This window comes from Streptomyces sp. NPDC051740 (assembly GCF_044453165.1).
Classification (GTDB): Bacteria; Actinomycetota; Actinomycetes; order Streptomycetales; family Streptomycetaceae; genus Streptomyces; species Streptomyces atrovirens.
This window is the reverse complement of record NZ_JBITCL010000021.1, coordinates 26900-43039: the sequence shown is the minus strand read 5'-3', so window position 1 is coordinate 43039 and position 16140 is coordinate 26900. Positions and strand designations below refer to the sequence as shown.

Annotated in this window: 20 protein-coding genes and 2 pseudogenes; 10 read left to right on the top strand and 12 right to left on the bottom strand. The window is 69.4% G+C overall.

Annotation, left to right across the window (positions count from 1 at the left end):
- Positions 1–98 precede the first annotated feature (98 nt).
- Positions 99–506 (top strand): nuclear transport factor 2 family protein, encoded by a 408-nt coding sequence (locus tag ACIA6T_RS28385; RefSeq protein WP_399449325.1) that lies wholly within the window; start codon positions 99–101, stop codon positions 504–506.
- Complete coding sequence (locus tag ACIA6T_RS28380) at positions 506–1348, top strand: NAD(P)H-binding protein (RefSeq protein WP_399449324.1); 843 nt, start codon at positions 506–508, stop codon at positions 1346–1348. The genes ACIA6T_RS28385 and ACIA6T_RS28380 overlap by 1 nt, the downstream gene beginning before the upstream one ends.
- A gap of 459 nt (positions 1349–1807) precedes the next feature.
- Here ACIA6T_RS28380 and ACIA6T_RS28375 read toward each other — a convergent pair whose 3' ends face one another.
- Positions 1808–2371: a dihydrofolate reductase family protein gene (locus ACIA6T_RS28375; RefSeq protein ID WP_399449323.1), complete on the bottom strand. Its 564-nt coding sequence runs from the start codon at positions 2369–2371 to the stop codon at positions 1808–1810.
- A 336-nt stretch (positions 2372–2707) separates the two neighbouring features.
- On the opposite strand from ACIA6T_RS28375, the gene ACIA6T_RS28370 reads away from it, so the two are divergent.
- The 5 genes from ACIA6T_RS28370 (at position 2708) to ACIA6T_RS28350 (ending at position 5351) form a co-directional block, all read left to right on the top strand.
- Complete coding sequence (locus ACIA6T_RS28370; protein WP_399449322.1) at positions 2708–3070, top strand: hypothetical protein; 363 nt, start codon at positions 2708–2710, stop codon at positions 3068–3070.
- Positions 3071–3351: 281 nt separating this feature from the next.
- Positions 3352–4077, top strand: coding sequence for a dienelactone hydrolase family protein (locus ACIA6T_RS28365; protein ID WP_399449321.1), 726 nt, complete (start codon positions 3352–3354; stop codon positions 4075–4077).
- Positions 4078–4349: 272 nt separating this feature from the next.
- Positions 4350–4676 (top strand): PadR family transcriptional regulator, encoded by a 327-nt coding sequence (locus ACIA6T_RS28360; RefSeq protein WP_399449320.1) that lies wholly within the window; start codon positions 4350–4352, stop codon positions 4674–4676.
- Entirely contained in the window at positions 4673–5029 is a 357-nt protein-coding gene (locus tag ACIA6T_RS28355; protein WP_399449319.1) for a DUF1048 domain-containing protein, read from the top strand. The genes ACIA6T_RS28360 and ACIA6T_RS28355 overlap by 4 nt, the downstream gene beginning before the upstream one ends.
- 1 nt (position 5030) lies before the next feature.
- Positions 5031–5351, top strand: a complete 321-nt coding sequence (locus tag ACIA6T_RS28350) for a DUF1048 domain-containing protein (RefSeq protein WP_399449318.1) — start codon at positions 5031–5033, stop codon at positions 5349–5351.
- A 140-nt stretch (positions 5352–5491) separates the two neighbouring features.
- Here the strand turns inward: ACIA6T_RS28350 and ACIA6T_RS28345 are convergent, their stop codons facing one another.
- Positions 5492–5656: a hypothetical protein gene (locus tag ACIA6T_RS28345; RefSeq protein WP_399449411.1), complete on the bottom strand. Its 165-nt coding sequence runs from the start codon at positions 5654–5656 to the stop codon at positions 5492–5494.
- A 326-nt stretch (positions 5657–5982) separates the two neighbouring features.
- Here ACIA6T_RS28345 and ACIA6T_RS28340 point away from each other — a divergent pair, with 326 nt between their 5' ends.
- On the top strand, positions 5983–6438 hold the full coding sequence (locus ACIA6T_RS28340) for a DUF2690 domain-containing protein (protein WP_399449317.1): 456 nt from the start codon (positions 5983–5985) through the stop codon (positions 6436–6438).
- A 374-nt stretch (positions 6439–6812) separates the two neighbouring features.
- Here ACIA6T_RS28340 and ACIA6T_RS28335 read toward each other — a convergent pair whose 3' ends face one another.
- The 5 genes and pseudogenes from ACIA6T_RS28335 to ACIA6T_RS28315 form a co-directional block, all read right to left on the bottom strand.
- Positions 6813–7721, bottom strand: a complete 909-nt coding sequence (locus ACIA6T_RS28335) for a hypothetical protein (protein WP_399449316.1) — start codon at positions 7719–7721, stop codon at positions 6813–6815.
- Positions 7722–8197: 476 nt separating this feature from the next.
- A complete protein-coding gene (locus ACIA6T_RS28330; protein WP_399449408.1) occupies positions 8198–8710 on the bottom strand; it encodes a hypothetical protein in 513 nt (170 codons plus the stop codon).
- 310 nt (positions 8711–9020) lie between these two features.
- A pseudogene (locus tag ACIA6T_RS28325) lies at positions 9021–9245 on the bottom strand (recombinase family protein); the annotation flags it as partial.
- Positions 9217–9458: pseudogene (locus ACIA6T_RS28320) on the bottom strand (transposase); the annotation flags it as partial. The pseudogenes ACIA6T_RS28320 and ACIA6T_RS28325, both read right to left, overlap by 29 nt.
- A gap of 206 nt (positions 9459–9664) precedes the next feature.
- Positions 9665–10153 carry a hypothetical protein gene (locus tag ACIA6T_RS28315; RefSeq protein WP_399449314.1) on the bottom strand — a complete coding sequence of 163 codons (489 nt, stop codon included), beginning with the start codon at positions 10151–10153 and terminating at the stop codon, positions 9665–9667.
- A gap of 516 nt (positions 10154–10669) precedes the next feature.
- On the opposite strand from ACIA6T_RS28315, the gene ACIA6T_RS28310 reads away from it, so the two are divergent.
- Positions 10670–11590, top strand: coding sequence for a recombinase family protein (locus tag ACIA6T_RS28310; RefSeq protein WP_399449313.1), 921 nt, complete (start codon positions 10670–10672; stop codon positions 11588–11590).
- A gap of 248 nt (positions 11591–11838) precedes the next feature.
- Here ACIA6T_RS28310 and ACIA6T_RS28305 read toward each other — a convergent pair whose 3' ends face one another.
- Complete coding sequence (locus ACIA6T_RS28305) at positions 11839–12285, bottom strand: anthrone oxygenase family protein (protein ID WP_399449311.1); 447 nt, start codon at positions 12283–12285, stop codon at positions 11839–11841.
- A 91-nt stretch (positions 12286–12376) separates the two neighbouring features.
- Between ACIA6T_RS28305 and ACIA6T_RS28300 the strand changes: the two genes are divergently transcribed.
- Entirely contained in the window at positions 12377–12955 is a 579-nt protein-coding gene (locus tag ACIA6T_RS28300) for a TetR/AcrR family transcriptional regulator (RefSeq protein WP_399449310.1), read from the top strand.
- Between the two features lie 229 nt (positions 12956–13184).
- Here the strand turns inward: ACIA6T_RS28300 and ACIA6T_RS28295 are convergent, their stop codons facing one another.
- The 4 genes from ACIA6T_RS28295 to ACIA6T_RS28280 form a co-directional block, all read right to left on the bottom strand.
- Positions 13185–14441: an RNA polymerase sigma factor gene (locus ACIA6T_RS28295; RefSeq protein WP_399449308.1), complete on the bottom strand. Its 1257-nt coding sequence runs from the start codon at positions 14439–14441 to the stop codon at positions 13185–13187.
- Positions 14438–14800 (bottom strand): YciI family protein, encoded by a 363-nt coding sequence (locus ACIA6T_RS28290; RefSeq protein ID WP_385051447.1) that lies wholly within the window; start codon positions 14798–14800, stop codon positions 14438–14440. The genes ACIA6T_RS28295 and ACIA6T_RS28290 overlap by 4 nt, the downstream gene beginning before the upstream one ends.
- Positions 14801–15416: 616 nt before the next feature.
- The gene (locus ACIA6T_RS28285; protein ID WP_399449307.1) at positions 15417–15815 is read right to left on the bottom strand and encodes a hypothetical protein; all 399 of its coding nucleotides are present in this window, start codon (positions 15813–15815) and stop codon (positions 15417–15419) included.
- Positions 15815–16090 carry a hypothetical protein gene (locus ACIA6T_RS28280; RefSeq protein ID WP_399449305.1) on the bottom strand — a complete coding sequence of 92 codons (276 nt, stop codon included), beginning with the start codon at positions 16088–16090 and terminating at the stop codon, positions 15815–15817. The genes ACIA6T_RS28285 and ACIA6T_RS28280 overlap by 1 nt, the downstream gene beginning before the upstream one ends.
- Positions 16091–16140 lie beyond the last annotated feature (50 nt).

Sequence of the window (16140 nt, the reverse complement as noted above, 5' to 3'; positions counted from 1 at the left end):
GTTCCGCGCCCACGAATCCGCTGTGCATGGTGGTCCGGCCGGTTTGCCGACTACGAGGAGAAATGGTGTCCAGCACACCTGAGGAAACTTTTCGCCGCATGATCGACCTGATGCTGGCCAAAGACGTGAACGCCGTGGCGGATCTGTGGGCGCCCGACGGGATCGCGGAATTCCCTTTCGCGGCCGGGAGCTCCCCTCGCGTTCTCCGCGGACGTGAGGAGGTACGCGCCTACCTCGCTCACTATCCGGAGCTGATGGACATGAAGGAGGTGGCCGCGCTCACCGTGCGGCCCACGGATCGAACGGACACCGTCGTGGTGGAGTGGACGGCCACCGGCCGTACCGTGGCCACCTCCCAGCCCTACCGCCTGGACTACATCGTGGTCCTCACGGTCCGCGACGGGCTGATCGCCCTGTACCGGGATTACTGGAGCCCGCTGTCGGCGGCCGCCGCCGCCGGGGCTCTCGCCGGGCTGATCGACTCGCTCGGAAGGAAGGACGCCTGATGTCCGGAGTGCTCGTGACCGGAGGGACCGGCAAGACCGGCAGGACGCTGGTGCACGTGCTCCGCGACGCCGGCGTGCGGGCTCGGGCCGCCAGCCGGAACCCGGCCGCAGCCGATCCTGACGCGATCCGCTTCGACTGGAACGACCCGACCACATACGGACCCGCGCTCGACGGGACGGACCGGGTCTTCCTGATTCCTCCGGTGGAGAGTGTGGACCCGCTGCCGCTGGTCGAGCCCTTCCTGCGCCAGGCGCGGCGGGCCGGCGTCCGGCGCCTGGTGATGCTCGGCTCCGCCATCGTGCTGCCGAACGCGCCCAGCGCCGTGGAGATGGCCGCCCAGGTCCGGGACCAGCCCGGAGGTGTCGTACTCCGCGCGTCCGGCTTCATGCAGAACTTCCTGCGTCCGCACCCGCTGGCCGAGCACATCCACCGACACGGTGAGATCCGTACCGCGGCCGGTGACGGCAGGCTGGGGTGGGTCGACGCGCGGGACATCGCGGCCAGTGCTGCCGCGCTGTTGGCCGACGTGGGGGCGGACGCTCGAAGCGACTACCTGATCACCGGGCCGCACGGGATGAGCTATCCGCAGGCCGCGCGGATCATCACCGCGCGGACCGGCAGACAGGTTCGGGTGGAGCGTATTACGGAGGAGGAACAGGCTGCCGCCTACCGCGCCTCCGGAACGCCGACGGAGTTCGCCGCCGCCCTTGCCGCCGTCGAGCGCGGAATCAAGGAGGGACGCGAGGACCAGGTCAGCACCGCGGTGCTCGAACTGACCGGCCGTCCGCCGCGCACCTTCGCCGAATTCGTCTCCGATCACGCGTACGAGTGGACGCGGTAGTGCCCGGACAGCAGTGATGCGCGGTCGAGCAGGAACCAGGGGTGCCGGTAAGAAAGCTGCCACCGATCCTGCTGGCTTATTCGGTCATGCGGCAAGAAGGAGGTCGAGGCGGCCAAGCTGACCGAAGCACGACCGGGAACGCCGAGACGGCCGCTGAAGCGCTGACCAACGAGTCACCAGCAGCGCCGGGCACGGAATAGGCCAGCAGGATCGCCACCAGCCGCAAACGGCGGAGATCTTGCGAGGGTGTCACCCGTGTGGGTGAGTGCGGCATCGCGGACGCGGACAAGCTGACCGCCTGGCTCGCCGAGCGCGTCGCGTGCAAGGGCTGACCGGTGTCCGGTTGGGATCCCTTACACGCACGGCCTGTGATCCGGCAGGGGTATCACGATCGCCTCGGAACACAGCGCCGCGAGATCCTCAGGCGCCCGAAGCCCGCGCCGATCCGATGCCGAGCGCTCAGCGCTTGGTCTCATACCTGGTCAGGACCACGCCGTCGGGAAACATCCGGGTCTCCACCAGAGTCAGGTTCACCCAGTTGTCCAGGGCTGTGAAGAACGGCGTGCCGCCGCCCACCAGGACCGGATGGGTGACGACCGCGTACTCGTCGATCAGCCCGGCCCGCATGGCCGCCGCGGCGAGTGTGGCACCGCCGATGTCCATGGGGCCGCCGTCGTCGGCCTTGAGCCTGGTGATCTCGGTGACCGCGTCGCCGGTGACCAGACGGGTGTTCCAGTCGACCGTGCCGGTCGTAGAGGAGAACACCACCTTCGGCATGTGCCGCCAGCGGCCGGCGTACTCGATCGCCGCCGGTGTGGCACCCGGCTGCCTGTCGGCGGTCGGCCAGTGGGAGCTCATCGTCTCCCACAGCTTGCGCCCGTACAGCGCCAGGCCCGTCGCGTCCACCCGGTCGGACCACCACTGGAACAGCTCGTCGCTCGGCACGCTCCAGCCGAGGTCGTCGCCGGGCGCGGCGATGTAGCCGTCCAGGCTCAGGTTCATGGCAAAGGCCAGTTTCCGCATGCCGTCAGCCTCCCGTGAGTCGGTATTCGGCGTACAGACCAGCACGGCGCGGAAAAATCATCGGTCAGGCCACACGGCCGCAGTGAATCCGGCATCCACTGCGGCAGATCTGTCCGGGACGCAACCCGGACAAGGCCCGGACCAGCCCGGACAGTCGGCGACTGTCCGGGACAGACGGTTCTCATTGCTTCTGCCTGTCGATGGTCAGCAGACTGCGGGACGCCTGGCCGGCCAAACGGCCGCCACGGCACAGTCCACTGCGTCGGCGCGGTCAGGCCCTGTGTCGCAGCCATGCCCAGCCGGTAGTCATGTACATGCCATTACAGGAGGAGCAGGATGAGGAAGCTCGCACAACTCACCATGGCGGCGGGTGCATCCGCCGTCCTCGTACTGGGGCTGACAGGGTCGGCGTCCGCGTCGGCATGGACCAGCACCCCCTACGCGGACGCCGGGTTCATGAGCTACGGAGACGACATCTGGGTGGACCACCGCGCGTCGGGCGGCAACAGCATCGTGTGGTGGTCGACGGATTACGGCCGGACGGGGTCGTGCTCCAGCTCCGGCGGCGAGAAGTGGTGTTACTACGACATGCGAGAGACCGGCACTATCACCATCAAGCTCTGCTCCTACCCTCCGTCCTACCCGCAGGGATGGTGTGACGTGGAGCAGGTCTCCAGCATCGGGAACGACGAGGGCTGACCCGGGTCGTCCGGGAAGGCTCCCGGCGGGAAAGGAGGAGATCGGCCCACTCGGGTTCGCCGAGGATGTCCTGGAGCAGGAGGGTGTTCACGTGGACCAGGGCCGATTGCAGAAGAGGACCGGCTCGGCGCGCTCGGACCGGTCCTCAACGCCGCGGTGCTGTGGAGGACCCGCTGCCTGAGCGCCGGGCCCGTCCCGTATTTCAGGGGGACGCCCGCGCTGTTCTGCCAGCGGCAGAACAGCGGCCGGACCGGGCTTGACGATCACTACAGTCCAGTCTCATGACGACGGTTGCAACGCGTACGGTCGAGTACCCGGCCGACGGTCTGACGATGATCGGGCACCTCGCGCTCCCGGCCGGTGTCGACCGCCGGCCCGCGGTGCTGCTCGGACCGGAGGGCATGGGGCTCAGCGACGTCGAGCGCCGCCGGGCCGATGCGCTCGCCGAGCTGGGATACGTGGCGCTGGCCTTCGACCTCCACGGCGGGCGCTACTTGGGCGACCCCGAGGAGATGCTGGCCCGTTGCATGCCACTGCTCGCCGACCCCGACCGGATGCGGGGGATCGGCCATGCGGCGCTCGACGTGCTCCGCGCCGAGCCGCGGACCGACCCCGACCGGATCGCCGCCGTCGGTTACGGCACCGGGGGCGCGATCGCGCTGGAACTCGGGCGAGCCGGCGTCGACCTGCGCGCGATCGGGACGGTCAACGCGACTACCACGGGCCGACCGGGCGAGACGGCGCGCATCCGCTGCCCGGTGTGGGCCGGGGTCGGGTCGGAAGACCCGATCATGCCGCCCGCGCAACGGGACGCGTTCACCGCCGAGATGCAGGCCGCGGGCGTCGACTGGCGCCTCGCGGTCTACGGCGGCGCCTTGCACGCCTTCCACCACCCGCCGGTCGACCACCCCGCAGTCCCCGGCGTCGGCTACCACCCACGGCACGCGCAGCGCGCCTGGCGCGACGTCGTCGACCTGCTCGCCGAGTGCCTGCCCATGACGCAGTGATCCGGTCGGCAACCACGACAGCGGGCTGGGTTCCTCCGGGAACCGGCAACAGTCGAATACGCGAGCCCACCAGTACCGAGGGCCTGATGGCCTACGGCCCCCGCTGACTTCGGAGCCGGGCCGATGAGTTGCTCCCGCGATGGAACGCGGGTCCTCGCCAGTGGGTCCAGGGTTTACGCCTGCCGGAGACACTGCCGCCCTCCACTACTCAGTGGTACCGTATAGCGGTACTCGGTACTACGCAGTACCGGTAGGGCTGAGGAGTACCCGCGATGGACGATCTGACGGAGATGTTGAAGGGCACGCTCGAAGGGTGCGTGCTCGAAATCATCGGCAGCGAGGAAACCTACGGGTACGCCATCACCCGGCAGCTGAACGAGCTCGGCTTCGCCGACGTCATCGAGGGGACGGTGTACACCATCTTGCTGCGGCTGGAGAGGAACGGGCTCGTCCAGGTGACGAAACGACCATCCGAGGTCGGTCCGCCGCGCAAGTTCTACACGCTCAACGACGCCGGACGCGAGGAACTCGCGAAGTTCTGGGCGAAGTGGCAGTACGTCTCATCACGCATCGACAGGCTCAAGGAGGGCGGGAGATGAACTTCTGGGAGAAGGTCACCGGCAGCGATCTCACCAGGGAATGGAAGGCGTTCGAAGCCCGAGCCGAGACTCTGCCGGACGACTACCGGGCGGCGTGGGGACAGATCATCACCCGTCTCTTCCCCTACGGAGACTTCACCGGCCGCAACCTGATGCCGATCCTCGACGCCGCCCTGGGGCTGCTCGAAGTAGCAGCGGCGGACGGACAGAGCGTCCACGAGGTGCTCGGCGAGGACATCCGGGACTTCTGCACCGCGCTTGCCGGTGGAGAAGGCGCTCGAACCCATCGCGACCGGTGGCGCGAGCAGCTGAACAGGAACGTCGAGAGGGAATTGAGCCGGCTGGGAGGCTGACGTGAGCATCCAGGACATCATCGAAGGCAAGAAACAGTGGCGGGCGCACGTGGCTCGGGTCAAGGCTCTCCCGCCGGACTACCAGATCGTCTACAAGGAGATGCAGAGGTACCTGTTCAAGGTCGGACCGGTCAGCCTGCCTGTCCTGCTTCCCGGGATCCTCGACTTCTTCGAGGAGGGCGCAGCCGCAGGCAAGGGAGTCTTGGAACTCATCGGCACCGACGTCGCCGCATTCTGCGACGACCTGGCCAAGGACTCCCCTACGTACGCGGACGTCTACCAGGAATCCATCAGCGCGGAACCCGGCACACACGAGAAGTGACGCCCGCCGCCCCAAGCCGACGGGCGTAGCCCGCCCGAGCGGTTCGTTCGCCTCGGCGCAGCGTGACGGCCCGGGTCTTCGCCGCCCGGCTGTGGGCCGAGACCGGGGCACTGCATGACCGTCGAGCAGCACCCTCGCACTCACTCCCCGCCCTCTTCGTCCTCATCCAGCTCGGGCGCAGCCGGGTCGCGCAGCGGACGCGGGGCACCGGCGGCCGGAACGCCGGCGGTGAAGCTGTAGCGGCCGAGTAGGTTCAGGTGGCGGTGCTTGAGCGGGGAGAGCCGGGCGCTCGGCCACCACGACAAGACCACCACCCGCCTGGTCACCGAAGCCGGAGGAACATGGAGCCGACGCGCCCCCGGCGACCACCGGCGATGAAGCGCGGTACTTAAACCGGCTCCGCTGAGCCTCGTTTCCTGAACATGCGGGCCCACCAGTCCCACACCCGGAATCGAGGAAACTGCATAAAGAGTGATTTAATTTGCCATTTACTCGGGTGACCTCTACTCGCGCATCGACCGAAAAGTCCGCTCTCGACATCGGTGAAGATTGTCAGCCCGGCGCCTCACATCTATGATCATCCGGTGCTGCACATAAGTGCCGGCGCCGCCTGATTAAAACCGGAGTTCTTGTGAAGAAGACATTGTCCCGTACCGCGACCATTTCTGCAGCCGTCGTCGCGATGGGCATGGTTCCACTGGCCGGCACCTCCTTCGCCGCGAGCTGCAGCGGGGCGGGCTGCGACAACCAGGGGCCGAGGGCCACGGGCTGCGAGACGGCGAGCGTCTCCACGCAGCGGACCATCGACAACAACAGCCGCAAGGCCGAACTGCGTTGGGCGTCGGGGTGCAGCGCGGCCTGGGTCCGTGTGACGAACAACTCCTCGAACTCGCTCTACAACTCCTACGGCTACATCGAGAAGTACGACTCGGCCGGCAACCTGATCCGCTCGCTCAGCGTCAGGATCCCGGACACCACGGGCGGCTCGGACTGGTCGAACATGCTGGGCGGCGCCAGCTACTACTACCGCGTTTGCATCTCCTTCGTCGGTAATGAGTACCCGATGAAGTGCAGCACGAAGTTCTGATGCACCGGAATCGGGGGAAGAAAATGTGGGCGTCTTTCTCTGTTCGGTGATCGAGCCGTCTTCAACCTCATGCTGATGCGTGGTGAAGGACGAGAACGGCCTTCACGATGTCGGTGATGCGGTTGGTGCCGCAGCGCGGCTTCCGCGGCAGGCGCCGGCTTTCCAAGGCGGCCGTGGCCTGCTAGCCGACGTGGCGGATCTTGGTGTGGGTGGTGTTGTGCGGTCGCTTCCACCGCTTGAGCCGACGGCCGGGGGCTTCTTCGCGCTCCCGGACCGTACGAAGGGGTCGCGGTCCACCGGCGGTCAGAAGCTCAACCGCCGGCTCGACGCACCCACGGCGGCCGGGCCGGCCGCCGACGAGCGTGGACGCGTCGTCACCGGTGCCGCGCTGCGGCCGGTGTCCCACCGGGAGGTGTACGCGGTCGGGGGGCCCGGGGTTCGTCGGCGGTCTCGGTTCCGCAGAACTGTTCGAGCAGCAGTGGTGTGCCCAGTGCGGTGGCGGTCAGTTTGCGGTGTGCGGCTTCCAGGGTTCGTACGGCTGCGGGCAGGCCTGCGGGGGGTGCGGGTCGGCCGTCGCGGGGGCGGCCGGGGGAGGTGGTGATCCACAGGTGTTCGACCCGTCCGCCCTGGAGGGCTTTGAGGTGTCCGGTGGTCAGGGCCTGGTGGGTGGTCTTCCAGCGGGTGAGGGCGTCGCGGGAGACGGTGTCCAGGGGGTACCACTCGCCGGCGGCCCGGGCGCGGGGCAGGGGGCGTTCCAGGTCCAGGTCGGTGAGCCGCATGGGGTGGAGGGTGCTGATGCCCTGTCCGGTGCAGACGGCGAGGGCGATGAGGGCGACCGAGCGCTGCCAGGTGGCTTCGAGGGTTCCGGCGGGGTGGTGGCCGGCGAGGAGCCGCAGGGTGCGGTGGGCTTCGGTGGGGGTGAGGCGTTGGGCGAATTGAGGGGCGGGCGGCTGGAGTTCGAGGGGGTGTCCGCAGTAGCGGGAGAAGGTGTTCAGGGAGCTGGTGCGTGCGGCCATGGAGTTGGCGGCGGCGGGTGCGGTGGGGCCGTGCAGGCCGGGGCGGCGCCGGGTGGTGCCGCGCTGGGCGGCGGTGAGCCAGGCGAGGGCGTTGTCCTCGTCCAGGAGGTCTTCGGTGGTGAGGTGGCCGGTGTCGCACTGGCGTTGTGCGGCGAGCCAGGAGGTGTATTCCTCGAGGTAGGCGCGGCGCTGGCGCCGGGTGGCCTCGGAGCGCAGGGTGTCCAGGAACCGGTTCACGGCGGCGACGGCGCGGGCGGGGACGCTCATGGGGTGCCCGGCCCGACGACGGGGGTCAGCTTCGACAACGTCTCTCCTCGGCCGTATCCGACTGCAGTGTTATTAAATAACAGCAAGTAGCTATCGATCATTCCACTTGGTCTTCCAACGAGCCCATCGTTTCGGCTCGTGTCGAACCGGATCGTACGTGCCGGTCCAATACGTACAATACGGCCCTCCGGCCTCCCGGCCACGTACATTCCCGCCTCGGCCGACTCCAGTCACAGGGTGTTCGGCTACTTACTGTTATGCCGATCCACGAGCTTCGGGGCGCACGTCGAGGGCATCGGACAGTGCGCTGCGCGCCCGAGGCCCGGAAGGCAGCCGGGAGGCGCCGAGCCCGAGGCGGAAGCCCGCCCGATCGACGGCGGCCTGCGTCCGCTGCGGGACAACGGCCTTGGGGCACAGCGGTACAGCGGCTAACGCTAAGCCGGTGATCTTGGGATCAGGGCAGGTCGTGGGCGGGCCTACCGCTGCTCGGCGTTCGGGTTGGGCTGGGCCTGGAGCCGTTCGCGGAGGTCGATTTCCTCGGGGGTGAGCGGGTCCTCGGGCCGGCGGATGCGTACGGGTTTGGGCCGCAGCGGCAGACCGTCGTCGGCCGCGGCTTCCTCGGCTTCCGCGAGCGCCCGGTACAGCGAGGCGACCGACGGGGACTTGCCCGCGTTCTTCCCGGTCTTGATGGTCAGCTTCTTCGCGATCTCGGGGACGGGGACGCCCTTGTCCTTGAGCGCGACGGCGAAGGTGAGCATGTCGTCGTCGATGACCTTCGGGCGTCCGCCGTGGTTGCCCTTGGACGCGGCGATGACCTGGCCTTCGAGGGTCTTCTCCCGGATGTAGTTGCGCTCGATCTGCCCGGCTACTGCGAGGACGGCGAAGAACATGGCGCCCATGCCGTTGGGGTCGTAGATGCCGGTGAGCGGCCCTGTGAGGAGTTCGAGCTGGATGCCGCCGGCCTGGAGCTCGGCGGACAGCGTCATCAGCTCGGCCGCGTTGGGGTGCCGTTAACGAGCGGCGAACCAGGTGACAAGTAACCCGCCGGTAGCTTTCAGGGCTTCGCTGCAGCGGTCTTCTTCGGCTGGCGGGGCACGGTCTTGGTCTTGTCGAGGTGTCCGTGGAACGGGGCACGTTGAACATGTCGGCGATCTGCTGGACGGTCTTCTCCCGGGCGTCGTAGAGCTGCTGGGCGAGCTCGGCCTGGTCGGCCGTGAGCTTCGGTCGGCGCCCGCCTGCCCGGCCGCGGGCCCGCGCGGAGGCGAGCCCGTCGTTCGTGTTCGCCACGATCAGCTCTCTCTGGAGCTCCGCGAGCACGCTGAGCATCCCGAACATGGCTCGGCCTTCCATGGTGGAGGTGTCGATGCCCTGCTCGATGACGTGCAGCCCGATCCCGCGCTCGCGCAGTTCGGCGCCGAGGGTCGGGTCTGTACGGTGAGCGGTGTAACTCCCGAAGCGCTTGAACAGTCGCTCCCAGGCTGGTCGATCTCGGCTCCGGGCCCGGCCGTGAGGGCTTGGGTGCACGGGCCGGGCAGGCGAGATGCCGGCGGAGATACCGGAACCCACGGCGGACCGGACGGGGGTGAGACGGCCAGGATCGGCTGGCTTCTCCCAGGGCCGCCGCAGGTCGGCGGTGACCGCGTGGACGAGCTGGAGCTGGGTGTGGACGGCGATGATCAGCCACATCCAGCGGTCACCGGCTTCAGGGGTGCGGAGTTTCGGCCGGGTCCAGCCGAGGGGCATGAGGTCCGGGGCGAGGACGTCGCCGGCTGTCCCCGCTCAAGCACCGCAATCTCAACGTGCCGCTACAGCTTTACTGTCTCCACCCCGGCTCCAGATGCCCTGTGCGCGACCCGAACGCGCGCGAGCTGGACGAGAACGAAGACGTCCAGAGGCGAGCGCCAACAACCGTGGCGACTCTCGGTGGTGTCCCGGTGCGTTGGTCAGCAGTCATCCCAGTGCCAGGTGCCGTCCTCGCGAATCCAGATGTCGAGCACTCCGGGGTATTTGCCTATGTCCTCGGGGTCATTCCCTCTGATGCTGATCTGGGTGCGGTCGTCGTCGTACCAGTAGATCCAGATGTTCTGCATGGTCAGATGCCGGTAGTCCGGATGGGTGTTCTCAGACAGTGCCTTGAAGTCGGCCCTGGAGAGATCGACCTGGCACCGCTTGGAGAGCAGGTCGTAGCCACTGATGTCGTTCTCGATACGGGCTCGGGCGAAGTCAAGGACGGCCGTCTTCAGCACAGCGACATCATCGGGTGCGAACTGCCCCACGCTTGTAGCAGGGGTGGGGTTGCCGGTGTCCCCACTGTTGCCAACTGAAGCGGACCGGGCGGGCTTGCCGCTCTCCTTGGCGTCGGCGTCGTCACTGCAGGCAGTGAGCGGCAGGCATAACACAGCGGCGATAGCCACAGCAGAGCGAGCGTGCATGGGACCTCCTCGGCGTGATGTGCACGGGTGTTGCGGGAAGAATGCAGCGTATCGAGGCGAAGAGACTTGAGTGGGGAACAACAAAGTCCCAGTCGTGGGGTGATCGGGGCAGCTTTTCAGACTGGCGTGTGGTGGAGAGCGCCGACTGCCAGCGCTGTGGGAGACAAGTCGTCTGCTCGTTGCGCCTCAATGGGTTCCGCGACTCCGGCCCAACCGGCTTGGGCGGCAGAGTGATGTCGCCTCTATCCGAGCCAGACGACGTCCAGGACGGGCAGGTGCCGGGTGGGCCGGTTGATCACGCAGACTATCAAGGCGGCACGGATGTCCTCGCCCGCACTTCGAGGGCGCTCTCATGTGTCGGCAAATGATCGAATGACGACAGGCGCGGCGGGCGTCCAATGAACCCGGACTTTCCGGGGCCTGGCGACGGCTCAGATCCAATGAGATCCGATGCCGGTTGGAGACAGGGTTAGATGACACCCGGGTTCCGATGCGCCGACAGGAGCGGGGAAGAGCGTGGCCAATCTCGTCTACAAGCGGGTGTCGACCGACCAGCAGTCGACCGACCGCCAGAACCTCGTCCTGGAGGAGGCCGGGATCGAGGACCCGGTCGTCTTCGAGGAGGACGCCGACACCTCCAGCCGCCTGCACCCGCTTCAGCGCCCGAAGTTCGGCGAGCTGCTCACCTACGCGCGGCCGGGCGACACCGTGCACATCTCCGAGATGTTCCGCCTCGTGCGCGGGACTCAGCACGTGCTCGACGTGCTCGACGTCCTGCACGCGGGCCGCCTCGCCCTGCGCATCCACGACGGCGCGTTCTCCGCGATGGACCTCACCGCCCGCCACCCGCGCACCAGAGAGCTGCTGTCCACCGTGAAGTTCATGGTGCAGACCCTCGCCGCCGCCGGCGAACTCCAGCGCGACCTCCAGCGGGAGCTGACGTACGACGGGCTGCGGGCCGCCGAGGCGAAGGGCAACAAGGGCGGACGCCGCCCGGCCGTCCCGGCCGACAAGACCGCCGACGTGCGCACCGCGTACCTGGAAGGCCGCTCCATCGCCGCCCTCGCCCGCGAGTACGACGTCAGCCGCGGCGCCATCCGCACGGCCGTCGCCGACCTCCTGCCCGAATACGCGGCCGCCGACCAGGACGCCCCGGCTCCGGAACTGCCGGTCCTCCTCGACATGCCGGGCAAGGTCGCCGACTTCCTCCGCGCGGCCGAACTGGAGCCCGCCGAGCGCGCCGCGCTCGACCAGGGCGTGACCGTACGACGGGGCCAGGGCTACACCCTGCGGGTCAGCACCACACCGGAGGTCCACCGCCAGCTTCTCGACCGCTGCCAGCCGCTCGACAACACCACGGCGATCCCGGCACAGCGCAAGGCCCGCCGGGAGTACGCGAACCGCGTCAGCACCCTCGGGGCTACGGCCGGACCATGATCAACGGCTTGGCGTTGTTTTTTCGGCGAGAACTACTGGGACCCCCTCAGGGCGGCCCGCACCCGTCTGGTGGTGCTCCGGTTCGCGTTCTCCCTCATTTTCCCCCCAGTAAGGACACGGCCCCTTCTCCGGCTCCCCACCGGAGGACCACGATCATGCAACCGTGAGGGTGATCTGAGGTCAATGCGTCACATGACGTATTCAGAGGTGCGGTTCCGGTCGTGCGAGAACGGTCCCGGCCCGCGGGCTCAGGTGAGGGCGGTGGCCAGCAGGGCGAAGGCGGCGATGATGACGGCGACGCGGGCGTAGTGGTAGCGGTCCCAGCGGTTCATCTGCTCCTTCCAGTCCTCGGGCCGGTTCTCGGGGGTCCACGTCCTGCCCCGGTTGTTGATCGGGACGAGCAGCAGGACCGACATGATCACGCTGACGATCAGCAGCGCGGCGGCGGTGACGACGAGGCCGGTGCCGTGGTGGCGCCGTCCGGCGACGGCCCAGACCGCGACGAGGACGAGCGAGCCGACGTACCAGAACGGCATCACGGCGCCGAGCATCCGGCCCCCGTGGGCGCGGCCGAGTTGGCCGCTGTCCTCGGGGAGTGCGTTGAGGATCGGGTTGATGACGAAGGCGACGGAGAACTCCACCCCCACCATCAGGCCGACGACCACGGTGGTGAAGACCTCGAGTGCGGTGAGCATGACTGCCCCTCCTGGAATCTAGCATTGCTAGTAGATGAGGCAACGCTAGACCTACTGTCGCTCGATTGTCTAGCGATGCTAGGCTCACGTCATGTCGGTACAGGAACGCAAGGAGCGCGAACGGGCGGTCCGCGAGCGCCTCATCGTGGCGACGGCCCGCGAACTCGCCGAGCAGCAGGGCTGGGACGCGGTCACCACCCGTCGGCTCGCCGAGCGCATCGAGTACAGCCAGCCCGTCCTCTACAGTCACTTCCGCGGCAAGCGCGAGATCATCGGCGCCGTCGCCCTCGAGGGCGCCGCCGAGATGGCCGCGGCACTGCGGGCCGCGACCTCCGCCGTCGACGGCCCGCGCGCCCGGGTCACCGCCCTCGCCCGCGCCTACCTCGACTTCGCCGTACGCAACCCGGCGGTCTACGACGCCATGTTCCGGCTCGACGGCGGCCTGGCGTTCGCGCGGGAGGACACCCCGGAGCCCCTGAAGGACGGCTTCGCCGCCCTGCTGGAAAGCCTCACCGAGGTCGCGGGCGACGGCGTCCACCCGGCGCTGTTCACCGAGGTGTTCTGGGCGGCCCTGCACGGCCTCGCGACCCTGACCCGGGCGGGACGGCTGCCGCCGGAGGACGCCGAGCGGAGGGTGGAACTGCTGGTGGACCGGCTCGCCGTGCTCTGACACACCGTCCGGGCGGGCGGGCGGTCACACAGGTCCTGGCGGCAGAACTCGTCACGGCCGTGCCGGTCGGCCGGCCCGTGCGCCCGGACGGCGTGTCCGGACGGCGTGTCCGCCGGTGACGACCAGCGGGTAGGTCGTACCGACGGCGAGGACGTCGGACAGGAGACGGCGGTGCGGGTCGCCGATGTTCACGCGACGGCGGACGCCGCACGGGCGATTTCCCGCCCGGTCACGCGCGGGCCTCCAGCCGGTGGGCGCGGGTGCTGAGGTGGCGGCGCTCGGGGGTGCTGGTGGTGCGGCGGGCGGCTTCGCGGTAGGAGGCCGCCGCGGCCTCGTGTTCGCCGAGGAGTTCGAGGAGGTGGGCACGGGTGGCGAGCAGGCGGTGGTGGCGGGCCAGGCGGCTGTCGGTCTCCAGCGCTGTGAGCAGGCCGAGTCCGGTGGCCGGGCCGTGGACCATGGCGACGGCGACCGCGCGGTTGAGGGTGACCATCGGGTTCGGCCCGAACCGCTCCAGGAGCTCGTACAGGGCGAGGATCTGGGGCCAGTCGGTGGCGTCGGTGTCCTCGGCCTCGTCGTGCACGGCGGCGATGGCCGCCTGTAGCTGGTACGGGCCGACCCGGCCGCGTGGCAGGGTCCGGCTGAGGAGGCCGGCTCCCTCGGTGATGAGCCGTCGGTCCCACCGGCCGCGGTCCTGTTCCGCCAGCGGCACCGGTTCCCCGGACGGGCCGGTACGGGCGGGGCGGCGCGCGTCGGTGAGGAGCATCAGCGCGAGGAGACCGGCGGTTTCGGTGTCGTCGGGCACCAGGCGGTGCAGCATCCGGGTGAGCCGGATCGCCTCGGTGGACAGTTCCGGCGCGGTCAGGTCGGCGCTGCCGGTGGTGGTGTATCCCTCGTTGAAGACGAGGTAGAGCACGTGCCGCACCTCGGCCAGCCGCTCGGCGAAGCCGGCCCCCTCCGGCATGGCCAGGGAGGTGCCGGACGCCTTGACGGTCTGCTTGGCGCGGCTGACGCGCTGGGCCATGGTCGCTTCGGGGACCAGGAAGGCCGCGGCGATCTGTGCGGTGGTCAGGCCGCCGACCGCGCGCAGGGTCAGCGCGATCCGGCCGGCCGGTGACAGCGCGGGGTGGCAGCACAGGAACAGCAGGGCCAGCGAGTCGTCCCGGTCCGCGTCGGGCACGGTGTCGGCGGCGTGGCCAAGCAGTTCGGCCTGCGGGGTGGCCAGGGCGAGGGCGTCCTCGCGGCGCCGGCGGGCGCTGTCGCTGCGGATCCGGTCGACCAGCTTGCGGGAGGCGACGGTGACCAGCCAGCCCCGGGGGTTGTCCGGGACGCCGGCCTCGGGCCACTGCAGGGCGGCGGCCAGCAGGGCTTCCTGGACCGCGTCCTCGCACGCGTCGAAGACGCCGTAGCGGCGTACGAGCGCGCCGAGGACCTGCGGCGCCAGCTCGCGCAGCAGGTCCTCGGCGGCGTGGTCCGCGGCGGTCGTCACACGTCCGCCGCGGACTCGTGCAGCACCGGCCACAGCTCCACCGGCTCCACGTCGGCGAACGGCATGTCCGCGGCGATCTCCTGCGCCCGTTCCAGGCTGTCGCAGTCCAGCAGGTAGAAGCTGGCGATGTACTCCTTGGTCTCCAGGTACGGGCCGTCGGTGACCGCCGGGACGCCGTCCTCACGGCGCACGAGCTGGGCGTTGGCCGCGTCCGCCAGGCCGTAGGCGCCGAGGAGTTCACCGCTCTCGCGGTACTTCTTGTTGAACGCCTCCTGCCTGGCGATCGCCTCCGGCCACGCCTCGGCCGGGAAGGAGTCCCACTTGGCCTGGTTGCCGTAGATCATCGCGATGTACTTCATCCCGGGTGTCCCCTCGCTCCCGCGCGCCCCGTCGGCGCGCTGTCACCCCTCGGTCGGAGCGGGAAACGGTTCCTCGACATCCGACGACGACTTTCTCCGAAATCTTTTTCCGCGCCACCGTCGACCGGTCCGCACACCGGAGCGGCGCGGACGATCAACCTACAGCCCGGTTTCCCCGCCGACGTCGCCCCGGCGTCCTGGGCAAGGGGCTTCGGCTCTCCGGGCGTGCCGAGCCCCGCGGTGTTCGGCGCGCCCGGTCGTTGTCCTGCGTCTCGACGCCGGCCTTCGCGGCCGGTCCCGCCTCCGCGAGCCGGTCCGCGGGCTGCTTCCACCCGGCGGCCGGGGTGACTCCAGCGGTCGAGGGAGCTGTCGGACGTCCGCCGCGGACCTTTCATCCCGTGGGCCGCCGCACACGCCGACGCCTTCCGCCCTCGATACGTGGAAAGGGCACCACCGACGCTACCGAGCCGAACGAATGACGGGCGGGCCCCTCGGGGCTTCGAGATCATCCCTTTGCCCCTTTGACGGGCGTCCCGGTTGACGGGTGTCCCGGTCACCTCCACACCGGTCCCGAGGCCGGTCGAAGAGACCCTCCCGGGGGGTGCGGACCGGGCGTCTACCGATCGGGGTGGACGGCCTGGACGCCGGTCCCCGCGTACGCCTTGGGCGTCAGGGTGAGCAGGAAGCGGCCGGTGGGGTGGGCGGGGGAGGGGCGGGCGGCGTGGATGGCGTGGACGGCGGCCCAGGAGTGTCCGAAGCGCAGCAGCTCGGTGGCCGTGACCGCGGCGTCGGTGTCGAAGGCCTCGATGCGGATGAACCGCAGTCCCTTGATGTAGCCGAGGAGTCCGGGCCGCTCGGCGTCGCCGGCCGTCAACGACAGCACCGGTGCGTACAGGGTTCCCAGCCCGCCGGAGGCCTGGACGTAGAACGCCGCGACCGCCTCGTTGAACGGGTCCTTCGGGTCGTACAGTGCCGCGGCGGTCGTGTGGTCCAGGACGACCGGGATCGCCCCCACTACGCGGCTGCCCGAGGGGCGTGCCGCGTCCCGCCCAGGCGCTCCAGCAGCGCCCGTGCCTTCGCCTCGGCCTCGGGGCCCGGTGCGGTACCGAGGGCGGAGGCGAGCTCGGCACGGGCCAGCTCGGCGCGCTCGGCGTACTCGGCCTGGGTCGGGGTGCCCTGCGCGAGGTCCTCGACCAGGGAGCGGATGGTCGTACCGTGCTCGGCCGCCAGCACGGCCAGCCGGTCACGCGCCGCCACGCTCACCTTGATGCTCGTCTCGTCTGCTGCCATGCCCCCTACCGTACCGCAGTCCTCTACTGACGGTAGAGGACCGGTGTGCG

What these genes read in the sequence shown, in the direction of transcription:
- ACIA6T_RS28385 (WP_399449325.1), top strand. Translation starts at nt 99, where the DNA reads ATGATCGACCTGATGCTGGCCAAAGACGTGAACGCCGTGGCGGATCTG.
- ACIA6T_RS28380 (WP_399449324.1), top strand. Translation starts at nt 506, where the DNA reads ATGTCCGGAGTGCTCGTGACCGGAGGGACCGGCAAGACCGGCAGGACG.
- ACIA6T_RS28375 (WP_399449323.1), bottom strand. Translation starts at nt 2,371, where the DNA reads ATGCGGAAACTGGCCTTTGCCATGAACCTGAGCCTGGACGGCTACATC.
- ACIA6T_RS28370 (WP_399449322.1), top strand. Translation starts at nt 2,708, where the DNA reads ATGAGGAAGCTCGCACAACTCACCATGGCGGCGGGTGCATCCGCCGTC.
- ACIA6T_RS28365 (WP_399449321.1), top strand. Translation starts at nt 3,352, where the DNA reads ATGACGACGGTTGCAACGCGTACGGTCGAGTACCCGGCCGACGGTCTG.
- ACIA6T_RS28360 (WP_399449320.1), top strand. Translation starts at nt 4,350, where the DNA reads ATGGACGATCTGACGGAGATGTTGAAGGGCACGCTCGAAGGGTGCGTG.
- ACIA6T_RS28355 (WP_399449319.1), top strand. Translation starts at nt 4,673, where the DNA reads ATGAACTTCTGGGAGAAGGTCACCGGCAGCGATCTCACCAGGGAATGG.
- ACIA6T_RS28335 (WP_399449316.1), bottom strand. Translation starts at nt 7,721, where the DNA reads ATGAGCGTCCCCGCCCGCGCCGTCGCCGCCGTGAACCGGTTCCTGGAC.
- ACIA6T_RS28315 (WP_399449314.1), bottom strand. Translation starts at nt 10,153, where the DNA reads ATGCACGCTCGCTCTGCTGTGGCTATCGCCGCTGTGTTATGCCTGCCG.
- ACIA6T_RS28305 (WP_399449311.1), bottom strand. Translation starts at nt 12,285, where the DNA reads ATGCTCACCGCACTCGAGGTCTTCACCACCGTGGTCGTCGGCCTGATG.
- ACIA6T_RS28300 (WP_399449310.1), top strand. Translation starts at nt 12,377, where the DNA reads ATGTCGGTACAGGAACGCAAGGAGCGCGAACGGGCGGTCCGCGAGCGC.
- ACIA6T_RS28290 (WP_385051447.1), bottom strand. Translation starts at nt 14,800, where the DNA reads ATGAAGTACATCGCGATGATCTACGGCAACCAGGCCAAGTGGGACTCC.
- ACIA6T_RS28280 (WP_399449305.1), bottom strand. Translation starts at nt 16,090, where the DNA reads ATGGCAGCAGACGAGACGAGCATCAAGGTGAGCGTGGCGGCGCGTGAC.